Genomic DNA, 18,944 nt, shown 5'->3' on the forward strand with positions numbered 1-18,944 from the left:
ACCCATGGCCGACCGACTCATCGGCGAGAAGCTCGTGCACGACATGACCGTCGACGAGAAGGCCCGCGCCGCGCTCGTCGAGCAGGTGCTCCCCGCGCTGCGCGCGAAGGCCGAGCAGGCGGACCGGGACGGCGCCTTCCCCCGCGAGCACATCGGCCTGTTGCGCGAGGCGGGCCTGCTCGGCTTGATCGTCCCCGAGGAGTACGGCGGGCTCGGCGGCACCCTGCGGGACCTGGCCGCCGCGACCTTCGCGATGGGCAGCGCCTGCCCGTCGACGGCGCTCGCGTTCTTCTTCCACAACACCTCCGCCTCCCGGGGCCTGCTCCCCCTGGAAGCGATCGAGGCCGGGCTCTTCGCCGACGAGGACGTGCCGACGGTCAAGGCGTTCGCCGAGAAGGTGCTGCGGCTGATGTCCGGCGGGACCTGGCTGGCGAACTTCGCGAGCGAGTCGGTGAAGTCGAGCGGCGCCAACATCGCGATCGCCACCACCGCGGTCGCGGCCACCCGGGACGGCGCCCAGGGCTGGGAGCTGACCGGCGAGAAGTCGTTCGGCTGCGCCACCGGGATCGCCGACTACTACCTGGTCACCGCCCGGCTGGACGGCACCGAGACGGCCGACGGCCTGGTGATGTTCCTGGTCCCGCGGGACGCGGACGGGGTCACCGAGCGCCCGTTCTGGGACGGGCTGGGCATGCGCGGCAGCGCCAACCACGGCATCCGGCTGGACCGGGTCTTCATCCCGCGGGAGGACGCGCTCACCGTCCCCGGCGCGTTCGTGAAGATGCTCCGGTGCAGCCGGGGCAGCTTCGTCGGCAACCAGCTGGCGATCACCGCGGTCTACGTCGGCGCGGCGCAGGGCGTCTACGACGACACGCTCGCCCGGCTGACCCGTAGGACGTTCGCGGACACCGGCAGGTCGATCGCCGAGTCGCCGATGCACCAGGTGATCATCGGCGACATGACGGAGAACCTGGAGACGGCCTACCTGTGGCTGCGCCGCCAGCTGTTGCTGGAGACGTGCGAGCCGCCGATCGCCACCAAGTCCGAGGTGTACGCCCAGTGGCGGATCGCCAAGGGCTCGATCTGCCAGAACGCCTTCGACGTGGCGATCGGCGCGCTCAAGGCCTCCGGCACCTCGAACGCCACGATGAACGGGGTGGTCGGGCGGGCGCTGCGCGACCTGGCGATGGGCCTGGTGATGACGTTCCCGCCGGAGCGCGGCCGTCTGGAGGCCGCCTCGGTGATCACCAGCGACAGGGCGAACGAACTCTTCGCGAGCGTGGCCGAGTGAGAGACCTGGTCGACGGCTCATGGGCCGACTGCACCGCACTTGTCGGCATAAATCTGGAAAATCCGGCAACCGGCGAGGTGATCGGCCCGGCGCTCGGATCATCACCCGAGCGGGTGGAGGCGTCCCTCGCGGCGGCTGATCGACTCGGCGCCTGGGATGCTTCCGTAGAGAAAAAAGCCGATACATTGGAACAAATCGCCGCCAAGGTCGGCGAGGCGGCAGCGGAGATCGTCGCGCTCGAAGCGAAGGCCACCGGCGTCCCGATCCGCCAGACCACCCCGCTCGGGATGATCCTCGCGGGCGCTTTCGCCCTGGCCGCGGGCCAGTTGCGCAGCGGGATCCTCACCTCGACGGCGACCCGCGAGGACGGCCGCGAGGTGCTGGTCGAGCGCCTGCCCTGGGGCCCGGCCGCCTGCCTGGTCCCGTGGAACGCCCCCGCGCCGATGGCCGCCCACAAGGTCGCCAACGCGCTCGCCGCCGGTTGTCCCACGATCCTCAAGCCTTCCGAGTACGCCCCGTTCGGCACCGAACGGCTGGCGGCGGCGATCGACGAGGTGCTGCGCGAGGCGGGCGCCCCGGCGGCGTTGTTCCAGCTGCTGCACGGCGGCGCCGAGGTGGGCGCCGCGATCGTCGGGGACCCGCGGATCCGGGCGGTCTCGTTCACCGGCGGGCTCGGCGGGGGCCGCGCGGTCGCCGCCGCCTGCGCGTACGACATCAAGCCGGTCCAGCTGGAGCTCGGCGGCAACAACGCGCTGATCGTGCTCCCCGACGCGGACGAGGCGATCGCCGCCCGCGCCGCCGCCGACCTGCTCACCACGCTGAACGGCCAGTGGTGCCGCGCGCTGGGCCGGCTGATCGTCCCGGCCGGGCGCGAGGAGGCGATCACCCGGGCGGTGCTCGACCGGGTCGAGACGCTGGCCACCGGCGACCCGGCCGACGCGGCCACCGACTACGGCCCGCTGATCCACTCCGGTCACCGGGCCACCGTCGTCAAGGCCCGCGACGACCTCGGCGGCACGGTCCACGAGGCCGCGCTCACCGGTCCCGGCAACACCCTGGCGCCCGCGCTGGTCACCGGCGCCGACCCGGCCCGGACCACCGGCGAGATCTTCGGCCCGGTCGCCGCGGTGCACGGCTACACCTCGATCGACGAGGCGATCGCCCTGGCCAACGGCACTCGCTACGGCTTGGAGGCCTACGTCATCGGCACCGACGAAGCGGCCGCGCTGACGGTCGCCAAGCGTGTCAGAGCCGGCGAGGTCAAGGTCAACGGTTCGTCGATCATGAGCCTGCACCTCTTCACCCCGCGTCCCGCCTGGGGCATCTCGGGATACTCGGAAGAGGGCACCGCCGAGACGTTGCTCTTCTTCACCAACCCGCGCGTCGTGGGCGTCGAGGGTGGTTTCGCGCTACACAGTCGCTCATGACCGCTACCGCCTTGCGGGCGCTGCTCGCGTCCGACCACGTCACCCACGTTCCCGGGGTCTACGACCCGGTGACCGCCGCCCTCGCCGTGCGCGCCGGTCACCGGGCCGTGCACCTCTCCGGCGCGGCCGTCTCGGCGACCATGCTGGGCCGGCCCGACCTCGGATTCGTGCACGCCACGCAGATCGCCGACCGGGCGTCCACCCTGGTCCCGGCGCTGGACGGGATCCCGCTGCTGGCCGACGCGGACACCGGGTACGGCAACCCGCTGCAGGCGGTCTGGACCGGCCTCGCCTACGCCCGCGCCGGTATCGCCGGGCTGCACCTGGAGGACCAGGTCAGCCCGAAGCGCTGCGGGCACCTCGCCGGCAAGGAGGTGATCGACACCGCGCTCGCGGCCGCGAAGATCGAGGCGCTCGCCGACCAGGTGCCGCACCTCGCGGTGATCGCCCGGACCGACGCGTACGCGGTCCACGGGCTCGCCGACACCGTCGACCGGTGCCGCGCGTACGCCGCCGCCGGCGCCGACGCGGTCTTCCCCGAGGGCGTGGACCGCCTCGAGGACCTGCGCGAGATCCAGAAGGCGATCCCGGGCGTACCCCTGGTGATCAATCGCAGTGAGGCCGCGGCGCGGCACGCCGCCGCGACCGACGCGGAGCTCGCGGAGGCCGGCGTCCGTCTGGTGCTGCACCCGGTCGCCGCGCTGCTCGCCGCCATGCGCGCCGCGTCGCTCACCTACCGCGCCATCGCCGAGACCGGCGGCGCCGAGGCGGTCGACCGGATGCCGTGGGCGGCCTTCACCGCGCTGGTCGGCCAGGACGAGGCCCTCGAACTCGACGCGCGCTACATCCCACGGAGGCTGGAGACGTGAACCGCATCCTGGTCGCGGGCGCCGGGCCGGTCGGCCTGACCGCCGCGCTCGCGCTGGCCCGGCGGGGCTTCCCGGTCACCGTCCTGGAGTCCGGGGACGGGCTGGCCGCGGAGTCCCGCGCCTCCACCTTCCATCCGCCGACCCTGGAGATGCTCGACGAGCTGGGCGTCGGCGACGAGCTGCACGCGCGGGGGCTGATCTCGCCGACCTTCGCCTACCGGGACCGCACCGAGGGCCTGATCGCCATGCTGGACCTGACGGTGCTGGCCGGCGAGACCCGGTTCCCGTACCGCCTGCAGTGCGAGCAGTCCAAGCTCACCCCGATCCTCCGCGACCACCTGGTCCGGCACGAGGGCTGCGAGGTCCGGTTCGGCTGGCACGTCGACGGCGTGATCCAGGACGACACCGGGGTGACCGTGCACTCCACCGACGGCCGGGCCATCGCGGGCTCGTGGCTGATCGGCGCGGACGGCGCGCACTCGTCGACCCGCCGGGCGGTCGGCGCCGCGTTCGACGGGATCACCTACCCGGAGCGCTTCCTGGTCGCCTCGGTCGACGAGCCCCTGGAGTCCTGGCTGGACGATCTCGCCGCGGTGAACTACGTCTTCGACCCGGTCGAGTGGTGCGTGCTGCTGCGGACGCCGGACCACTGGCGGGTGCTGCTGCCGACGCCCGCCGAGACCGCCGACGAGGCCGAGTACGCCCGCCTCGACGACCGGTTGCGCGGCGTCCACGACCCGGGCCGCCCGTGGCGGGTCGCGCACGCCAGCATGTACCGGGTCCACCAGCGGGTGGCGGCCTCGTTCCGGATCGGCCGGGTGCTGCTCGCCGGCGACGCCGCGCACGTCAACAACCCGCTCGGCGGCCTCGGCATGAACTCCGGCATCCACGACGCGATCGCGTACGCCGCCGCCCTCGCGACGGGTTCCGACGAGGCGGTCACCGCAGCCGCGCGGGACCGGCGACGGATCGCCATGGAGTACGTCCAGAGCGTCTCCCACCAGAACTACGAGCGCCTGCGCGCCACGGATCCCCAGGCGCGCGCCGCGCACCTCGACGGCCTGCGCGCGACGGCGGCCGACCCGGCGCTGGCCCGCGCGTCCCTGCTGCGCAGCTCGATGATCGCCTCGCTCCGGCCGGTCGCCGCATGATCTCCCGGGAGAACCCCGCGCGCTTCGCGGAGATCGTGGGGACCGTGCCGGAGACGCTGCCGGACGCGGTCGACGCGATCGTCCGGAGGCTGGACGGGGAGCAGCGCGCGTGGGCGGCCCGGCCGTTGACCGGGCGGCTGGCCGCACTGACCTGGGCGGCCGGCGCGATCGAGAGCGCGGGCCCGGAGCTGGCCGTCCTGCTGGCCCGCGAGTCCGGCAAGGTGGTGGGCGACTGCCGCGGCGAGATCGGCTTCGCGGTCCGCTTCCTGCGGTGGGTGGTCGAGCACGCCCCTTCCGCGTACGCCGATGCAGAGGTCGACGACGCGCTGGGCCGGCTCGTCACGATGAGGAAGCCCTACGGGGTGGTCGCCGCGATCACCCCGTGGAACGCGCCGGTCATCCTGGCCATGCTCAAGATCGGACCGGCGCTCGCCGCGGGCAACGCCGTCGTGGTGAAGCCCTCGCCGCTCGCACCGCTGACCGTCACCCGGGTCGTGGAGCTCTTCGGCGCCCCGATCGGCGTGGTGCACGGCGGCCCGGAGACCGGGGCGGCCCTGGTCGGGCACGACCTCGTGCGCAAGGTGGCCTTCACCGGCGGGGCGGCCGGTGGCCGGGCGGTCGCGGCGCTGGCGGGCGACCGGCTCACCCCGTCGGTGCTGGAGCTCGGCGGCAACGATCCGGCGATCCTCCTGGACGACGCCCCGTTCGGCGACGCCGCGATGGAACGGCTGGTGATGGCGAGCTTCGCGACCAGCGGCCAGGTCTGCATGGCCGCCAAGCGCCTCTACGTCCCCCGCGCGCGCCTGGCCGACTTCGTGGACGCCTACCGCGCCGCCGCCGGCCGGGTGCTGACCACCGGCGATCCGCTCGCCGAGTCCGCGACCACCGGCCCGGTGATCTCCGCTGCCGCCCAGCGCGCCGCGAACGCCCTCCGCACCGGCGACCTGCACGACCTGGGCTGCTTCGACGCCGACCCGGACACCGGCTACTTCGTCCGCCCCGCCCTCGTGGTGGACCCGGCCCCTTCGTCACCGCTGGTCGCCGACGAGCAGTTCGCGCCGGTGGTGCCGGTGCTGCCCTACGACGACGAGGAGTCGGTGCTGGCCGCCGCGAACGCCGGGGAGCTGGGCCTGGGCGCCTCGGTCTGGAGCGCCGACGAGGAGCGCGCGTTCGCCTTCGCCCGGCGCTTCGAGGCCGGTTTCACCTTCGTCAACACCCACAACCGGACCGGCATGTCGCTGCGCGCCCCGTTCGGCGGCGTGAAGCGCTCCGGCTGGGGCCGCGAGTACGCCCACGAGGGGCTGGCCGAGTACGCCCAGACCTGTGTCATCCACGCCCCGGCCGCCTTCCGTCCGGGCACCGAGCCCTCCGCAGCGGGTCCGTCCGCGTATCCCCTGGGGTGAGCCCGGTCTGACAGAACCTCCGGCGGCGCTGGGTGACCGAGGAATCCCCGGGTTTCGGCAGCCCGGCGAGCAGGGCTCATGGCCGGCTTCCGGCTCGGGCGGTCCCGAACCCGTCCCAAGGCCCGGCGCCCAGCAGAACCACGTGCGGGTGAACTATCTACCCCCTCTAACCATTGCCTGTCTACCCCCCATAAAGTACCTTGGTGGCTACCACCATGAGGTACCGAGTCGTCAAAGCCGCACTGCTCGCCCAACGCTGCACATCCCGACAAGGCAAGGGCGACCACGAAAAGTGGTTCTGCCCCTGCGGCCAGCACATCGCGGTCGTGACGCAGGGAGGAATGGTGTCACCCGGGGTGGTCGGGGACATCATTAAGAAGCTCAGTTGCCTGCCAAAAGGATGGTTGCAGTGACAAAAACCTACGAGGTGCGGGCCAGGCACTGGGCGGGAGGCTGGGAGCTCCACATCGATCAAGTCGGGGTCACTCAGGTGCGCACCCTTGACAAGGCTGAGCGTCAGGTTCGTGACTACCTGGAAACCCTGCTCGGTCTGGACGTCAGCGACACCGTAGTGAACATAAACCCCGACCTGGGCGGCCTCGAGGAGAACGTGCGCGAGGCAAAGGAACGAAGCCGCGCCGCCGAAGCCGCGCAGCGCGCGGCTGCCCAACAAGCTCGGTTGGTCGCTGTAGACCTACGCAAGAGAGGTCTGTCAGTCAGCGATACGGCCACAGTGATGGGTGTATCGCGCGGACGAGTCTCACAGCTCGTCAAGACCCGCACGGCACAGCCACCGAAGGTCGCATCCCGTGCTGCGCCGCGCTAATTAGCAGGACAGCACCCCCGAACTCGTCGCCGTGGACTCCGCGGCGACGAGTTCTTGCTTTCTCCGGTCATTCGGTTCAGTCGACGACGGCGCGGGAGGCCAGCAGGGACGGAGCCAGGCGCCGAACTCCCCGCCAGGGTTCGTTCGGGGACCGGCCGGGCGGCACCCCGCGGGCGGTGACCTCGCGGTCCGGGGTGCCCCGGCCGGTCCGGCTGGCGATCCGGGGTGTCTCAGGCGCTCCGAGAGACCCGTGAACGCCAGCCACGCCGGGAAAGCTGGCACCCAGAGGTCACTCAAGCCCGCCGAGACACCCCTGACCACCAGCCACGACGGTGACCGGTGAGCCGGACGGTGACCCGGCGGCTGGCCGCACTGACCTGGGCGGCCGGCGCGATCGAGAGCGCGAGCCCGGAGCCGGCCGTCCTGCTGGCCCGCGAGTCCGGCAAGGTGGCGGGTGACTGCCGCGGCCTTGTACCGCACCTCCGCCGCCAGCCATGACCGAAGTCAGAATTGCCAACCTTTTTCAGGATAAGAATGGTCGTTAAGGCGGGCGATTCCGACGAAGGTACCGTGCGCCGTGGTTCGATCGTCGATCAAGAACGGGACGTGGTCAGCTCACGGGTAGGAATTTCTACCGAAAGGTCTGACATGAAAACTTTGTCTGCTATCCTCTCGGCCGGCGCCGGGATCGCGATCGGCGCGATGCCGGCCGCCCCGGTCCAGGCGGCACCCGCCGGCACCCAGGCGCCGAACCCGGCCACTGACGAGTTCGACAGCTCGTACTTCACCAAACCGGAATGCGTGCGCTCCGGAAGGTTGGGCAAGGACAACAGCGACTGGGTCGCGTTCCGCTGCAAGAGATCCGTTGACGAGAACGGCAATGAGATCTGGAGCCTCTACGTGACCACGGAGGAGCCCGCGGCCAAGCCCGAACCGAGGCCCGGCCGGGAACCTCAGGAGCAACCCCGGGAGGAACCCCGGAAGCCGGGCAAGAATCCGCTCATGGGCAACACCTGCGACTGGGTCTACATCCCCGCGCTCTGCGACGCCGGTTCCTGAACCCCGCACCGCCACCTCGAAGCTCGTTGCCGCTGGATACGCGGCAGCGAGCTTCGGCGTTTCCGGGGTGGACGACTACGCGGTCCAGTCGACGACGGCACGGGAGGCCAGCAGGGGGCGGACCCAGACGCCGAACTCCCGGTGCGCCGGGTGGGACTGGTAGGCGAGCAGGTCGCCGGCGTCGTGGTGGGTGGTGCGCATGTGGAGATGCCAGGACACCTCGGTCGCCAGTTCGTCGGTGCGGACCTCCATCGACCGGATCGCCGGAACGACATCGGCGAGTTCTTCCAAACGCAACCTGGCCTTGGCAGCATCCCCGGCATCGGAAAACTTCATCAGGACGACATGCACCAGCACTGCGATCCTCCGAAACCCCTATTGCGAATGTGGCACCCGAGTGTAGTTTTGGGAAACGCCGTTTCGCTAGGGGGAACCGATGCCCGGGGTAGTACGCGTCGCCGCCGCCCAGATCGAGGCCGGCCAGGACGTGACCGAGAACCTCGCCGCCTGCCTGCGCGTCATCGACGCCGCGGCGGCACAGCGCGCTCAGCTCATCGTCCTGCCGGAATTCTGTAACCACCTCTCCTGGTACTCCTCGCGCACGCAGGCGCACGAGCTGGCCACCAGGCCCGACGACGACTTCCTGACCGCGATCGCCGCCCACGCCCGGCGGCACCGGATCTGGGTGAAGATCAACGTCACCCATGCGTACCCCGGCGGGCGCACCGGCGGCACCAACCTGCTGTTCGATCCGGACGGCCGGGTCGTCGGACAGTGCGACAAGCAGACCCTGATGGGCGCCGAGAACGACTTCCTGGAGCCGGCCGACACGGTCGGCCCGGTGCTCGACACCCCGCTCGGCCGCCTCGGCATGTACGCCTGCATGGAGGGCGTGATCAACGAGGTGGCCCGCGGTCTCGCGCTGCGCGGCGCCCAGGTCCTGCTGAACAGCCTGAACAGCTTCGCGCTGGACGAGGCCGACCTGCACATCCCGGTCCGCGCCGCGGAGAACAAGGTCTGGGTGGTGGCCGCGAACAAGGTCGGCCCGCTGCTCCCCCGCGACCAGCTCCCGGCGATCGCCGAGCGCCTCGGTGTCCCGCCGGAGTGGCTGCACGGCGCCGGCGAGAGCCAGATCGTCGCTCCGGACGGCACCGTGGTCGCCAAGGCCCCGCGCACCGGCGAGCACGTGATCGTCGCCGACATCCAGCCCGAGGCGGCCGACACCAAGCACCGCCCGGACGGCACCGACATCCTCGCCACCCGCCGTCCCGAGCTGTACGGCCCGATCGCCGGGCCGCCCACCGGCCGCCGCCGTGCGCCGGGCGACGGCGCACTGCCGGTCGCGGTGGTCCGCGGCGTCGGGCGGGTCCGGGACGCGGTGCTCGGCGGCGCCCGGCTGGTCGTGCTCCCCGAGCTCGCCGGGTCGCCCGAGGCGCTCGCGGACGCGCTCGGCGGCACCGGGGCGCACGCGGTCACCACGGTCGTGCGGGACGGCGTACACATGGGAATCCTGATCTCGAAGAACGGCATCGAGGCGCGGCAGCCGCAGCTGCATCCCTCACGCCGCGCGGGGGTGGCCGGGCTGGCCCCGGCCGGTAAGCGGATCGTGCCGATCGACCTGGCCTGGGGACGGCTGGCGATCGTGGTCGGCGACGACGCGCTCTACCCGGAGACCTTCCGGCTCGCCGCGCTCGAGGACGTGGACGTGGTCGCGGTGCCCTACCGGGCGCAGGAGGACTGGGAGCTGGCGCTGGGGCTGCCCGAGCGGGCCGCCGAGAACCGGCTCAACGTGGTCGTCGCCACCCCGCTCGACCAGGCCGCCGCGATCCTCGCGATGAGCCCCGACTTCACCCTCTGGACCGCGTGGCAGGGCCCGTTCACCGGCCGCATCTCCACGCCGGTCCGCACCGACGTCCCGCCCGGCGTCCCCCTCGGCGCCGCGACCGTCGCTCCCGCTCAGGCCGCGAACCGGATGGTGTCGCGGCAGACCGATCTCGTCGACGGCCGCCCATGGCGCCTCGTCGGCGCCCTGACCGAGTAGACAAGGGGATATCCCGTGGCGGAGACGCTGCAGCACGTTGAGGACATGGTCGACAACTCGCCCGTAGTCGACGTGCACGACACCTTCGACTTCTACCGGACGCTGCTCGCCGACCTGAAGGCGAAGATCGACGCCCGGTTCCCGACCACCCGCGATCCGTCCACGCTGGAGCTGCAGAGCTACGGGACCTACCCGGACGGGCCGGGCGGCTCGCTGGAGGCGTACTCCGGCCCGGAGGTGGACTGGATGGTCCACTCCTGGATCGGCAACCCCGGCGCGAGCTTCGCCAACCTGCACCTGACCTGCTGGCTCGGCCCGCAGGTGAAGGTGCCGCACCTGGGCATCGCGCTGCTGGTCTGGCCGGGCGGCTGGTTCTACCTGGACTCGGTGCCGCGGGTGAACATGGTCGAGGACGGCGAGTACTTCGATAAGTACTACGCGCCGCTCGACGAGGAGTGGCTGGCGCTGCGGGCCGACCCCGAGTTCGAGTACTTCGTCAGCCGGGCCGGGTTCATCCGGGCCAGCCTCTCGCCGACCGCGTACTGCTACTCGTTCGAGCGCAGCGAGCGGAACCTGCAGATCGTCGCCGCGAAGGCGCACGCCCACGTGGACCGCTGGCTGCGCTGGGTGGACGAGGCCACGCTCGTTCCCGAGGAGGAACAGGCCGCGCTCGCCGCGACCGACCTGACGATCCGGCGGAACATCGCCGAGCGGGACCCGGCGAACGTGATGGGCGTCCGGTTCTTCGGCGAGGAGACGACGAACAGGCTGGTCCGGGCCCTCTGGGGCGGCGACCGCGAGCTGCCCCGGCCGGGGGCGACCGCATGACCGTCCGGTCGATCTGGTGGGCGGCCTCGATCCCGGGCGCTTCCGCCCCCTTCGACACCGCTCACCTGCGCATCTTCTATCCGGCCATTTTTTCGGGTACGGACGAGGAACGGCTCTCCGGCGTCTTCGCGGCCGACGCGACGCAGGCCCCGTACCCGGTTGCGCTGATCGTCTCCGGGGTGAACGTGGGTCAGGAGGCCTACCGCTGGCTGGCGGTCGAACTGGCGTCACGCGGCTATATCGCGGTCACCTACGACTGGGTGGGTGAGTTGTTCGGCGGCCTCAAGGGCATCACCCCCGGTGTGACTCTCGACGCGGCCAAGCCCGACTCCTACGGCAGCGGGCCCACGACGCCGTCGGTGCCGGCGGTTCTGGATGCCCTGGCCTCGATGACCGGCCCCCTGGAAAACCTGATAGATCTGGATAAAGTCGGACTTATCGGCCATTCCGCAGGCGGCACCGTCATCCTGCAGAGCGCCAGGTTCTTCCCCGCGGTCAAGGCCGTAGCGGCCTACGGGACGCACACCATGGTCGCGACCATGCTGGGCTGGCCCGCCGGCACCGTCCTGCCCGCCCAGGTCGACTCCCCGGTGCTGCTGATGGCCGGCGAGAACGACGGCGTGATCAACGGGTCGGCCGACCGGTACGGATCACCCGAGCAGCACAGCCCGATCACCCGGACCTTCGACGAGGCGCTGCCCGACCGGGACGGCGCGAACCTGCACGTCACCTTCGCCGGGGCGAACCACTTCGGCATCGTGCACCCGGTCGACGAGACGGCCGCCCGCGCCTTCCTCGACCAGCCGGCCACCACCGATCCCGAGGTCACCCGGGCGGCGCTCGCCGACCTGCTCGCCGCGTTCCTCGACCTCCACCTGCGCGGCCTGGACGGCGCCGCGCTCGACAAGGCCCTCCAATCCCCCGACATCGCCGCGATCCGGCGGAGGTAACAGCCATGCTCAAGAACTTCTGGTACGCGGTGGAGTTCTCCGACCGGGTCACCACCACGCCCGCCCGGCTCACGGTGCTGGGGCAGTACCTGGTCGTCTACCGCACCCCCAAGCAGGGCCGGGTCGTCGCGCTCAGCGACCTCTGCGTGCACCGGGGCGCGGCCCTCTCCGGCGGCTGGCTCAAGGACGACAGGATCGTCTGCCCGTACCACGGCTGGGAGTACGAGCCGGACGGGCAGTGCAGCAAGATCCCGGCGAACCTGCCGGGGCGCGGCATCCCGAAGAAGGCGCGGGTCGACTCGTACCCCGTACGGGAGAAATATGGTTTTGTCTGGGTCTTTCTCGGTGATCTTCCCGAGGAGGAACGTCCACCGATGCCGGTGTGGCCGGAGTTCGACGACCTGGTGGAGAACGGCGGCAAGTTCCGGGTGGTGACCGGCGAATTCCTCTGGAACGCCAACTACGAGCGGATCCTGGAGAACGGCTGCGACATCGCACACGCGCCGTTCGTGCACGCCGGGCGCTTCGGCAACCCGGAGATGCCCGAGGTTCCCGAATACGAGGTGGAGCACCCGGACGAGTGGTCGGCGTTCGCCACCGTCGACCTGCACCCGCCGAAGCCCTCCGGCATCTGGGGGAAGTTCGGCCGGCTGGTCGGCAACGACCTGAAGAAGCGACCGCCGGTCACCACCTCGGCCGGCTGGATGCTGCCCAACATGATCAAGCTGCACGTTCGGCTGCCGATCGGCGACATGGTCATCTACGACACCAACATCCCGATCGACGAGACGCACACGCTGGTCAAATGGGTCGCGCTGCGCACCTTCTTCACCGGCACGTGGGCCAACAAGGACGCCGTCAACCGGACGATGCGGATCTTCTACGAGGACGCCGCGGTGGTCGACAAGGTCCGGCCCGAACTGCTCCCGTTCGACCTCGGCGCCGAGCTGCACATCAAGAGCGACATCATCGCGGTCGAGTACCGCCGCCGCCGTCAGGAGCTGGCCGAGAAGGGCTGGCTGCTGAACGAGGAGGACTTCATCACCGGCGACGTGCCGCGCCGCAAGGCCACCGTGATCGCCTCGCCGGCCCGCCGGGAGAACCCGGAACTGGGCCGCGCCTGGGTGCACAAGGCGCGCGGCGAGCACCCGACCGTGGCGGCGTCCCGGCTGATTTCACCTGAGGAGACCCCGTGAGCCTGCCCGCCGCACTCTCCGACAGCACGCTCGACAAGGTGCTGTCCCGCTTCCCGGTGACGCTGACCGAGGACCGGGCGCTGACCTCGCCGATGAGCCCGGCCCCGGTCGGGCGGATCCGGGTCTGGCGCGGCGACGGCCCGGTCGTCAAGGTCGTCAACGTCTCGCTGGTCGTCCCGCCCATCGGCCTGGACAGCCACATGATCTTCGCGTTCACGGCACCGGACTCCGGCGTCCCGCACTTCACCGTCGACTCGGTGGCGAACGGCGAGAACTACGCCTTCCACCTCGACCTGATCCCCCGGATCGACCTGGCCACGTCCCTCGCCTACCTGGACGAGGTCTACGAGCCGCTGACCGTGCTCTACAAGGAGGTCCGGGAGCGCGAGGGCCTGACTCCGGCGCATCTGTCGCCCCGGCAATATGCCCTCATGTCGCCCTGGATGCTGGTAAATCGGGCGACGGCCGCGGCTTTCGAGGGCATCGACGACGCCGTGGACGGATATTTCACCCACTGGGCGGCACTCGCCGATAAGGGTTTGTCAGTTTTTAGTGCGGAAAATCGAGACAAAGCGCACCGGGAACTGCTCTTCAGCCCGCAGATCGACCCGGTCTGGGGGCAGACCGTCCGGCTCCTGGGCGAGGAGCAGAGCGAATCGGTCCGGCGCGAACTGGTGAGCAACTGATGTCCGAGCCCAGCGTCTGGCAGCGGCGTATCGCCGGCGAGTGGCACGGCCGCCCGTCGCTCTTCGACGACACCGGCACCTGGTGCGGCTTCGAGGAGATCCGGCGCTCCTCGGACTTCACCGACGGGGTGACCACCTACCGGATGGACGGCGGGCTGATCGGCGGCGGTCACCTGGCCGGGCAGTTCCGGCTCGGCGCGCCCTTCTCGTTCGGCGTGATCGACTCGGACGCCAACCGGGTCTACACCGGTCCGGACTTCTTCGGCACCGGGCAGCCGTACGGCGGGTTCGTCGACTCGCACTACTACGGCCCCGGCTGGCAGGTCGACCTGAACACCTGGAACCAGGTCCTCCCCGACGGCGAGACCCAGGTCTACTCGTCCGTGCTCCACCAGGGCTGGGCCGTGGTCGGCTGCTTCAACGGCATCTACACCCGGGTCCCTTCGCGCGTGGACGGCCTGATCGAGGCGGAGACCCGGAACGGCCCGGTCCCCTACATCCTGCCCACCAAGGAATCCGGCGCGTTCACCGGCGAGCTGGAGCTCTGGGGCGCCGATCAGAAGCTGCGGGGCACGGTCACCGTCTCTCTCACGCTTCACCCCATCGACCTTTTGCGTACGCGACGAGTAGTGAGCTGGCACGGCGCCGGACTCGACCGCGAGTTCACCGTGGAGACGCGGCGGGACGGGAACCGGCTCTTCTTCGAGGGCCCCGAGGCCTGGGGCAACGCGATCGCATTCGGTCGCGCGTCGTTCCAGTCGGTCCACCTCACCGACGTCTGGAAGATCAAGGCCCGGGAGTTCGCCATCGACGCTTCACCGGGGATGTCCGCAGGGGGACGGCTCGCCGTGGTCTACGAGCTCTTCGAGGGCGCGCACCTGGACGGCGTGCTGCACGGCGTCCTGGAGTGGAGCTCATGACCGGGCAGGTCGTCGTGGTGACCGGTGGCACCCGGGGGATCGGGCGGGGCCTGGTCAACGCGTTCCTGGCCGAGGGCGCGTCGGTCGCGTACTGCGCGCGCAGCGTCGGCGACGACGTCCCGCTCGGCGCGATCGCCGTCGCCGCGGACGTCACCAGCCGGGCCGACGTCCGCAAGGTGTGGGACGCCGCCGTGGACAAGTACGGCAGGGTCGACATCTGGGTCAACAACGCCGGGATGGCCAACGCGCGGAAGAAGCTCTGGGAGCTCGACCCCGCCGAGATCGACGCCATCGTGGACCTCAACCTGCGCGGCACGCTGCACGCCAGCGCCGTCGTCCTCGATGCGATGCTGGCACAGGGGCACGGCGCGCTCTGGAACATGGAGGGCCTCGGCTCCAACGGCCAGATCGTCCCCGGGCTGACCCCGTACGGCGCGACCAAGCGCGGCCTGACCTACGCGACGTCGGCGATGGCGAAGGAGCTGGCGGGCACCCCGGTCCGGGTCGGACTGCTCTCCCCCGGGATGGTCGTGACCGACCTGCTCACCCGGGACTACGCGCCCGAGGAGCTGGCGAAGGCGAAGAAGATCTTCAACATCCTCGCCGACCGGGTCGAGACGGTCACCCCGTGGCTGGCCCGCCGGGTGCTGGCCGGCGTCCGGAACGGTGGCCGGGTCGCCTGGCTCACCAACCGCAAGGCCGCCTACCGGTTCGCCACCGCGGCGTTCGCGAAGCGCGACCTCTTCGCGGAGGGCTGATGGACTACCCCATCGTGCTCGCGCTGGAGGACTTCGTCCCCACGTTCCTCGGGCTGACCGGGTTCGCCCTGCTCGGCCGGCTCGCACCGACACCGCTCGCGGGCCGCGCCGGGCTGGCCGGGGCGATCCTGATCGGCGCGGGCGGCGTCTCCAAGTGCGTCTGGAAGCTCGTCTACGCGACCGGCATCGGCGACTGGAAGATCTTCGAGCAGTCCCTCTTCCCGCTGATGGCGGCCGGCGCGGCGCTGCTCTCCTGGGCACTCGCGGTCGCCGTCCGGCGTGGGGCGCGAACCCATTTCTGGCCGTTCGCGGTCGCCTACGCCGTCGGCGCCGCCGGCTCGCTCGCCGCGGGCAGCCTGCACCCGATGTTCGTGGTCGCCACCTTCGGCGTCACCGCGGTCAGCGTCCTCGGCGCGGTCGTCGCGGGCCGGTACCAGCAATGGTGGGCGATCTCCCTCTTCGTCCTCGGCCTGGTCCTGGTCACCTCGCTGGTCCCGCTGCGCCAGTCGCCGCAGCACGAGACCCTCGCCTACCAGTGGCTCGAACAGTCCCTCAACACCTCGGCGCAGGCCGCACTGCTCGTCGCGGCCTGGCTGACCGTGCGCGCGTCCCGCCGTACCCGAGAAGAAGAAGCGGAAGCGAAGGCAATCGCATGACCGACGCCCTGGGGTGGCGCCGCAAGTTCGGCGTGATCGCCCCCTCCACCAACACCATCGTCGAGCCGGACTTCTATCGGATGACCGTGCCCGGGGTGACCGCGCACTTCTCCCGGATCCACATCCGCAACCAGGACCTCTCCGACGACGCCAACTTCGAGAACCTGCTGGTCCAGATCCGCGGCGAGATCGGTGCCGCCTGCGAGCGGGTGCTCACCTGCGAGCCCGGCTACATGGTGATGGGCATGTCGGCGGAGACGTTCTGGGGCGGCGTCGAGGGCAACCGCGAGTTCGTCGCCCAGATCAAGGAGATCACCGGCCTGGAGGTGGCGACCGGCGCCGAGGCGTGCGAGCGTGCCCTGGGCCTCTACGGCGCCCGCAAGATCGGCGTGGTCACCCCCTACCAGCCGGTCGGCGACGCCAACGTGGTCCGCTTCTTCGGCGAGATCGGTTTCGAGGTCACCGCGATCGAGGGCCTGAAGTGCCCGACCGCGGTCTCCATCGCCCACGTCACCGAGGAGGAGCTGCGCGCGGCGATCCTCGCGGTCGACGGCCCGGACGTCGACGCGATCGTCCAGTGCGGCACCAACCTGTCCATGGTCGGCCTCGCCGACGAGGCCGAACGCTGGCTCGGCAAGCCGGTCATCGCCATCAACGCCGCGACCTGGTGGATGGCCCTGCGCGACAACGGCATCCAGGACAGGGTGTACGGCGCGGGCTCCCTGCTCCGCGATCACTGACCGTCGTCGGGAGACCCGCCTCGCGAGCGCAGGACGCTCAGCAGGCGGGTCTGGAAGGTCAGGGCGAGGAGGTCGGTCACCGGCGCACGCTAGAGGATGATCTTTAACGTCCTCTGGAGAGAAAGTGACGCCGACATGGATCACCGGGGGACGCTGATCCGGTACTGAGCTTTCCAGCAGACCCGGCAGCCGTATCTTCTCTACCCCCGCGCACCCATTGACCCTCACGCAGGTCGAGACCCTAGCGTCGCCCGCATGACACGAACCGACACCGCGCTGACCGTGGGCATGCTGGAGCCGATCCTCCGGGCCGCCTGGGGCCGGGACACCTGCGACCCGCACGACCTCCCCCACTGGCATCCCGCGAACCCGGAGCGGGGCCAGTGCGGGGTGACGGCCCTGGTCGTTCAGGAGCTGATCGGCGGCGATCTGATGCTGGGCGAGGTCTTCGTCGGCGACGACAAGGTCGGCCACCACTGGTGGAACCGGCTCCCCGACGGCACCGAGATCGACCTGACCGCCGGCCAGTTCTTCCCCACCGAGTCGGTCGTCGGCGGCGAGCCGCACCGGCCTCCGGCCGACGGGCCGGCCCGGTGCCGCGAGCAGTGGACGGTGCTCCGGGACCGGGTGTTCGCGGGCCTCGGCCGTACCAGGGAGGAAGCAGGCGCCGAAGCGCCCGCCGTATGACCGTGGCACAGTGTCGGCAGCCTAGACTGCGGGGGTGAGTCCTGCTTCGATTCGCGGGATGTCGTCATGAGTGACGGCGCCCTGAATCTCCTGCTCGGCGTGCTGCTCGCCGTCCCCTTTGCGATCACGGCGAATGTTGTGACGCCGTGGTTCGCGAGTCTGCTGAGCAGGATCAGCTTCCGCCGGGAGCTCACGACGGAACGGCTGAGGTGGGAACAGGAGAACCCCGCACACGACGATGCGACCGCGGACGACGACGATGTGTTGCCGCCCGCGTTGGACGGCGATCCGACCGGCGCGCCCTACTACTATCTCCGGCGATTGCGGATCCTGAACCTTCGCTGTTTCTCGGCCGTCGATGTGACGTTCCGGTATCCGGGCGACGGGAGCACGACGAAGATCTCCAACGTCAATCTGCTGCTCGGTGACAACGGGTCCGGCAAGTCGACGATTCTCAAGGCGGCCGCGATGGCGGCGCTCGGGCCGGTGCTCGACGCCTCCGGGTTCGTGCCGTTCCGGCTGGTGCGGCAGGGGCAGGAGAAGGCCACGGTCACCGGCACGTTCGCGTTCGGCGGCGAGTCGGAGGACGTCACCCTGAGCAGCCGGGTCGACATCACGCACCGCGGCGACTTCGAGCTCGCCGAGGCCCGCACGAACGGCCCGTTCTGGGACACGATCTACCGCGAGTCGAGCCCGGCGTTCTTCGTGGTCGGATACGGCGTCAACCGGCACGTCGCGGAGGAGTCCCGGATCGACCCCTCGCTGGAGAAGGGCCGTCGCCGTCGCCGGTTCCAGCGCGTCTCCAGCCTCTTCGACGAGACCGTGTCATTGACGCCGATCGGCTCGTGGCTCCGGGGCGTGGATCGTCGCCGCGCGGACGAGATCAACGACCTGCTTCGCGAACTCCTGCCGGAGAGCGTCCGCTTCACCGGGGACTTCGAGAGCGACGATCCGATCTTCACCCGGCGCGGCGCCTACGTCCCCTTCCGAGCGCTCTCCGACGGCTTCCGGTCGTACGTAGGTTGGCTGGGTGACCTGCTCTTCCACATCCACGCGGTCACCCCACGGCACGTCAAACTGCGTGACATGGGCGGCATCGTCCTCGTCGACGAGATCGATCTACTCCTGCACCCCGCCTGGCAGCGCCTGGTGGTTCCGGCGGTCGCCGGGGTCTTCCACAACGTCCAGTTCCTCTTCACCACCCACAGTCCGCTGGTGACCGGAACCCTCGAGTCGGCGAACATCCTGGTGACCCGCGAACCGACGGGTTCCGGCGGCTCCGGCGTCGACCGGGTGGACGCCGAGGTGCACGGGTTGAGCGCCGAACAGGTCCTCCTCAGCTCCTATTTCGAGCTCAGCTCGACCCGCGCGCCGGACGCCGCCGCGGACCTCGCGGACCTCGCCCGCCGCGCTGTCGCGGGCGACGAGGAGGCTCGCCGGTAGTACCTCCGCGCGC

General features: G+C 70.8%; 20 protein-coding genes. 19 read left to right on the forward strand and 1 reads right to left on the reverse strand.

Going from position 1 to position 18,944, the window contains the following annotated elements; translation table 11 throughout:
* The first annotated feature begins 4 nt into the window (after positions 1 to 4).
* The 8 genes from AB0M08_RS05250 to AB0M08_RS05285 all read left to right on the forward strand — a co-directional run bounded on the left by AB0M08_RS05250 (position 5) and on the right by AB0M08_RS05285 (position 8,026).
* Positions 5 to 1,291 (forward strand): acyl-CoA dehydrogenase family protein, encoded by a 1,287-nt coding sequence (locus AB0M08_RS05250; protein WP_364488706.1) that lies wholly within the window; start codon positions 5 to 7, stop codon positions 1,289 to 1,291.
* Positions 1,288 to 2,718 (forward strand): aldehyde dehydrogenase family protein, encoded by a 1,431-nt coding sequence (locus AB0M08_RS05255; protein ID WP_364488709.1) that lies wholly within the window; start codon positions 1,288 to 1,290, stop codon positions 2,716 to 2,718. Before AB0M08_RS05250 ends, AB0M08_RS05255 begins: the two co-directional genes overlap by 4 nt.
* The gene (locus tag AB0M08_RS05260; protein ID WP_364488712.1) at positions 2,715 to 3,587 is read left to right on the forward strand and encodes an isocitrate lyase/phosphoenolpyruvate mutase family protein; all 873 of its coding nucleotides are present in this window, start codon (positions 2,715 to 2,717) and stop codon (positions 3,585 to 3,587) included. Before AB0M08_RS05255 ends, AB0M08_RS05260 begins: the two co-directional genes overlap by 4 nt.
* On the forward strand, positions 3,584 to 4,738 hold the full coding sequence (locus AB0M08_RS05265; RefSeq protein WP_364488714.1) for an NAD(P)/FAD-dependent oxidoreductase: 1,155 nt from the start codon (positions 3,584 to 3,586) through the stop codon (positions 4,736 to 4,738). The genes AB0M08_RS05260 and AB0M08_RS05265 overlap by 4 nt, the downstream gene beginning before the upstream one ends.
* A complete protein-coding gene (locus tag AB0M08_RS05270) occupies positions 4,735 to 6,141 on the forward strand; it encodes an aldehyde dehydrogenase family protein (RefSeq protein ID WP_364488717.1) in 1,407 nt (468 codons plus the stop codon). The genes AB0M08_RS05265 and AB0M08_RS05270 overlap by 4 nt, the downstream gene beginning before the upstream one ends.
* Before the next feature lie 409 nt (positions 6,142 to 6,550).
* On the forward strand, positions 6,551 to 6,967 hold the full coding sequence (locus tag AB0M08_RS05275; RefSeq protein ID WP_364488720.1) for a hypothetical protein: 417 nt from the start codon (positions 6,551 to 6,553) through the stop codon (positions 6,965 to 6,967).
* Positions 6,968 to 7,306: 339 nt separating this feature from the next.
* Positions 7,307 to 7,465, forward strand: a complete 159-nt coding sequence (locus AB0M08_RS05280; RefSeq protein ID WP_364488722.1) for a hypothetical protein — start codon at positions 7,307 to 7,309, stop codon at positions 7,463 to 7,465.
* Between the two features lie 159 nt (positions 7,466 to 7,624).
* Positions 7,625 to 8,026: a hypothetical protein gene (locus AB0M08_RS05285; RefSeq protein WP_364488725.1), complete on the forward strand. Its 402-nt coding sequence runs from the start codon at positions 7,625 to 7,627 to the stop codon at positions 8,024 to 8,026.
* 75 nt (positions 8,027 to 8,101) lie between these two features.
* Here AB0M08_RS05285 and AB0M08_RS05290 read toward each other — a convergent pair whose 3' ends face one another.
* The gene (locus AB0M08_RS05290) at positions 8,102 to 8,383 is read right to left on the reverse strand and encodes a Dabb family protein (protein WP_364488727.1); all 282 of its coding nucleotides are present in this window, start codon (positions 8,381 to 8,383) and stop codon (positions 8,102 to 8,104) included.
* A gap of 79 nt (positions 8,384 to 8,462) precedes the next feature.
* Here AB0M08_RS05290 and AB0M08_RS05295 point away from each other — a divergent pair, with 79 nt between their 5' ends.
* The 11 genes from AB0M08_RS05295 (at position 8,463) to AB0M08_RS05345 (ending at position 18,931) form a co-directional block, all read left to right on the forward strand.
* Positions 8,463 to 10,067: a nitrilase-related carbon-nitrogen hydrolase gene (locus tag AB0M08_RS05295; protein ID WP_364488730.1), complete on the forward strand. Its 1,605-nt coding sequence runs from the start codon at positions 8,463 to 8,465 to the stop codon at positions 10,065 to 10,067.
* Positions 10,068 to 10,082: 15 nt separating this feature from the next.
* Positions 10,083 to 10,895 carry an oxidoreductase gene (locus tag AB0M08_RS05300; RefSeq protein ID WP_364488733.1) on the forward strand — a complete coding sequence of 271 codons (813 nt, stop codon included), beginning with the start codon at positions 10,083 to 10,085 and terminating at the stop codon, positions 10,893 to 10,895.
* Complete coding sequence (locus tag AB0M08_RS05305) at positions 10,892 to 11,845, forward strand: dienelactone hydrolase family protein (RefSeq protein ID WP_364488736.1); 954 nt, start codon at positions 10,892 to 10,894, stop codon at positions 11,843 to 11,845. Before AB0M08_RS05300 ends, AB0M08_RS05305 begins: the two co-directional genes overlap by 4 nt.
* A 5-nt stretch (positions 11,846 to 11,850) precedes the next feature.
* On the forward strand, positions 11,851 to 13,041 hold the full coding sequence (locus AB0M08_RS05310) for an aromatic ring-hydroxylating dioxygenase subunit alpha (RefSeq protein ID WP_364488739.1): 1,191 nt from the start codon (positions 11,851 to 11,853) through the stop codon (positions 13,039 to 13,041).
* On the forward strand, positions 13,038 to 13,727 hold the full coding sequence (locus AB0M08_RS05315) for a hypothetical protein (protein WP_364488742.1): 690 nt from the start codon (positions 13,038 to 13,040) through the stop codon (positions 13,725 to 13,727). The genes AB0M08_RS05310 and AB0M08_RS05315 overlap by 4 nt, the downstream gene beginning before the upstream one ends.
* Entirely contained in the window at positions 13,727 to 14,647 is a 921-nt protein-coding gene (locus AB0M08_RS05320; protein ID WP_364488745.1) for a hypothetical protein, read from the forward strand. The genes AB0M08_RS05315 and AB0M08_RS05320 overlap by 1 nt, the downstream gene beginning before the upstream one ends.
* On the forward strand, positions 14,644 to 15,405 hold the full coding sequence (locus AB0M08_RS05325) for an SDR family oxidoreductase (protein WP_364488747.1): 762 nt from the start codon (positions 14,644 to 14,646) through the stop codon (positions 15,403 to 15,405). The genes AB0M08_RS05320 and AB0M08_RS05325 overlap by 4 nt, the downstream gene beginning before the upstream one ends.
* Positions 15,405 to 16,061 (forward strand): hypothetical protein, encoded by a 657-nt coding sequence (locus AB0M08_RS05330; protein WP_364488750.1) that lies wholly within the window; start codon positions 15,405 to 15,407, stop codon positions 16,059 to 16,061. Before AB0M08_RS05325 ends, AB0M08_RS05330 begins: the two co-directional genes overlap by 1 nt.
* Positions 16,058 to 16,801, forward strand: a complete 744-nt coding sequence (locus AB0M08_RS05335; RefSeq protein WP_364488752.1) for an arylmalonate decarboxylase — start codon at positions 16,058 to 16,060, stop codon at positions 16,799 to 16,801. Before AB0M08_RS05330 ends, AB0M08_RS05335 begins: the two co-directional genes overlap by 4 nt.
* Before the next feature lie 255 nt (positions 16,802 to 17,056).
* Positions 17,057 to 17,488, forward strand: coding sequence for a hypothetical protein (locus AB0M08_RS05340; RefSeq protein WP_364488753.1), 432 nt, complete (start codon positions 17,057 to 17,059; stop codon positions 17,486 to 17,488).
* A 66-nt stretch (positions 17,489 to 17,554) separates the two neighbouring features.
* The gene (locus AB0M08_RS05345) at positions 17,555 to 18,931 is read left to right on the forward strand and encodes an AAA family ATPase (protein ID WP_364488756.1); all 1,377 of its coding nucleotides are present in this window, start codon (positions 17,555 to 17,557) and stop codon (positions 18,929 to 18,931) included.
* The last annotated feature ends 13 nt before the right edge of the window (positions 18,932 to 18,944 follow it).

The sequence above is a fragment of the Actinoplanes sp. NPDC051851 genome, from assembly GCF_040681165.1.
Lineage (GTDB): Bacteria > Actinomycetota > Actinomycetes > Mycobacteriales > Micromonosporaceae > Actinoplanes.

Excerpts from the sequence above, each read along its gene's own strand:
- AB0M08_RS05325 (WP_364488747.1), top strand. The coding sequence starts at position 14,644 with ATGACCGGGCAGGTCGTCGTGGTGACCGGTGGCACCCGGGGGATCGGG.
- AB0M08_RS05310 (WP_364488739.1), top strand. The coding sequence starts at position 11,851 with ATGCTCAAGAACTTCTGGTACGCGGTGGAGTTCTCCGACCGGGTCACC.
- AB0M08_RS05330 (WP_364488750.1), top strand. The coding sequence starts at position 15,405 with ATGGACTACCCCATCGTGCTCGCGCTGGAGGACTTCGTCCCCACGTTC.
- AB0M08_RS05250 (WP_364488706.1), top strand. The coding sequence starts at position 5 with ATGGCCGACCGACTCATCGGCGAGAAGCTCGTGCACGACATGACCGTC.
- AB0M08_RS05295 (WP_364488730.1), top strand. The coding sequence starts at position 8,463 with ATGCCCGGGGTAGTACGCGTCGCCGCCGCCCAGATCGAGGCCGGCCAG.
- AB0M08_RS05270 (WP_364488717.1), top strand. The coding sequence starts at position 4,735 with ATGATCTCCCGGGAGAACCCCGCGCGCTTCGCGGAGATCGTGGGGACC.
- AB0M08_RS05335 (WP_364488752.1), top strand. The coding sequence starts at position 16,058 with ATGACCGACGCCCTGGGGTGGCGCCGCAAGTTCGGCGTGATCGCCCCC.
- AB0M08_RS05305 (WP_364488736.1), top strand. The coding sequence starts at position 10,892 with ATGACCGTCCGGTCGATCTGGTGGGCGGCCTCGATCCCGGGCGCTTCC.
- AB0M08_RS05340 (WP_364488753.1), top strand. The coding sequence starts at position 17,057 with ATGACACGAACCGACACCGCGCTGACCGTGGGCATGCTGGAGCCGATC.
- AB0M08_RS05345 (WP_364488756.1), top strand. The coding sequence starts at position 17,555 with ATGAGTGACGGCGCCCTGAATCTCCTGCTCGGCGTGCTGCTCGCCGTC.
- AB0M08_RS05320 (WP_364488745.1), top strand. The coding sequence starts at position 13,727 with ATGTCCGAGCCCAGCGTCTGGCAGCGGCGTATCGCCGGCGAGTGGCAC.
- AB0M08_RS05260 (WP_364488712.1), top strand. The coding sequence starts at position 2,715 with ATGACCGCTACCGCCTTGCGGGCGCTGCTCGCGTCCGACCACGTCACC.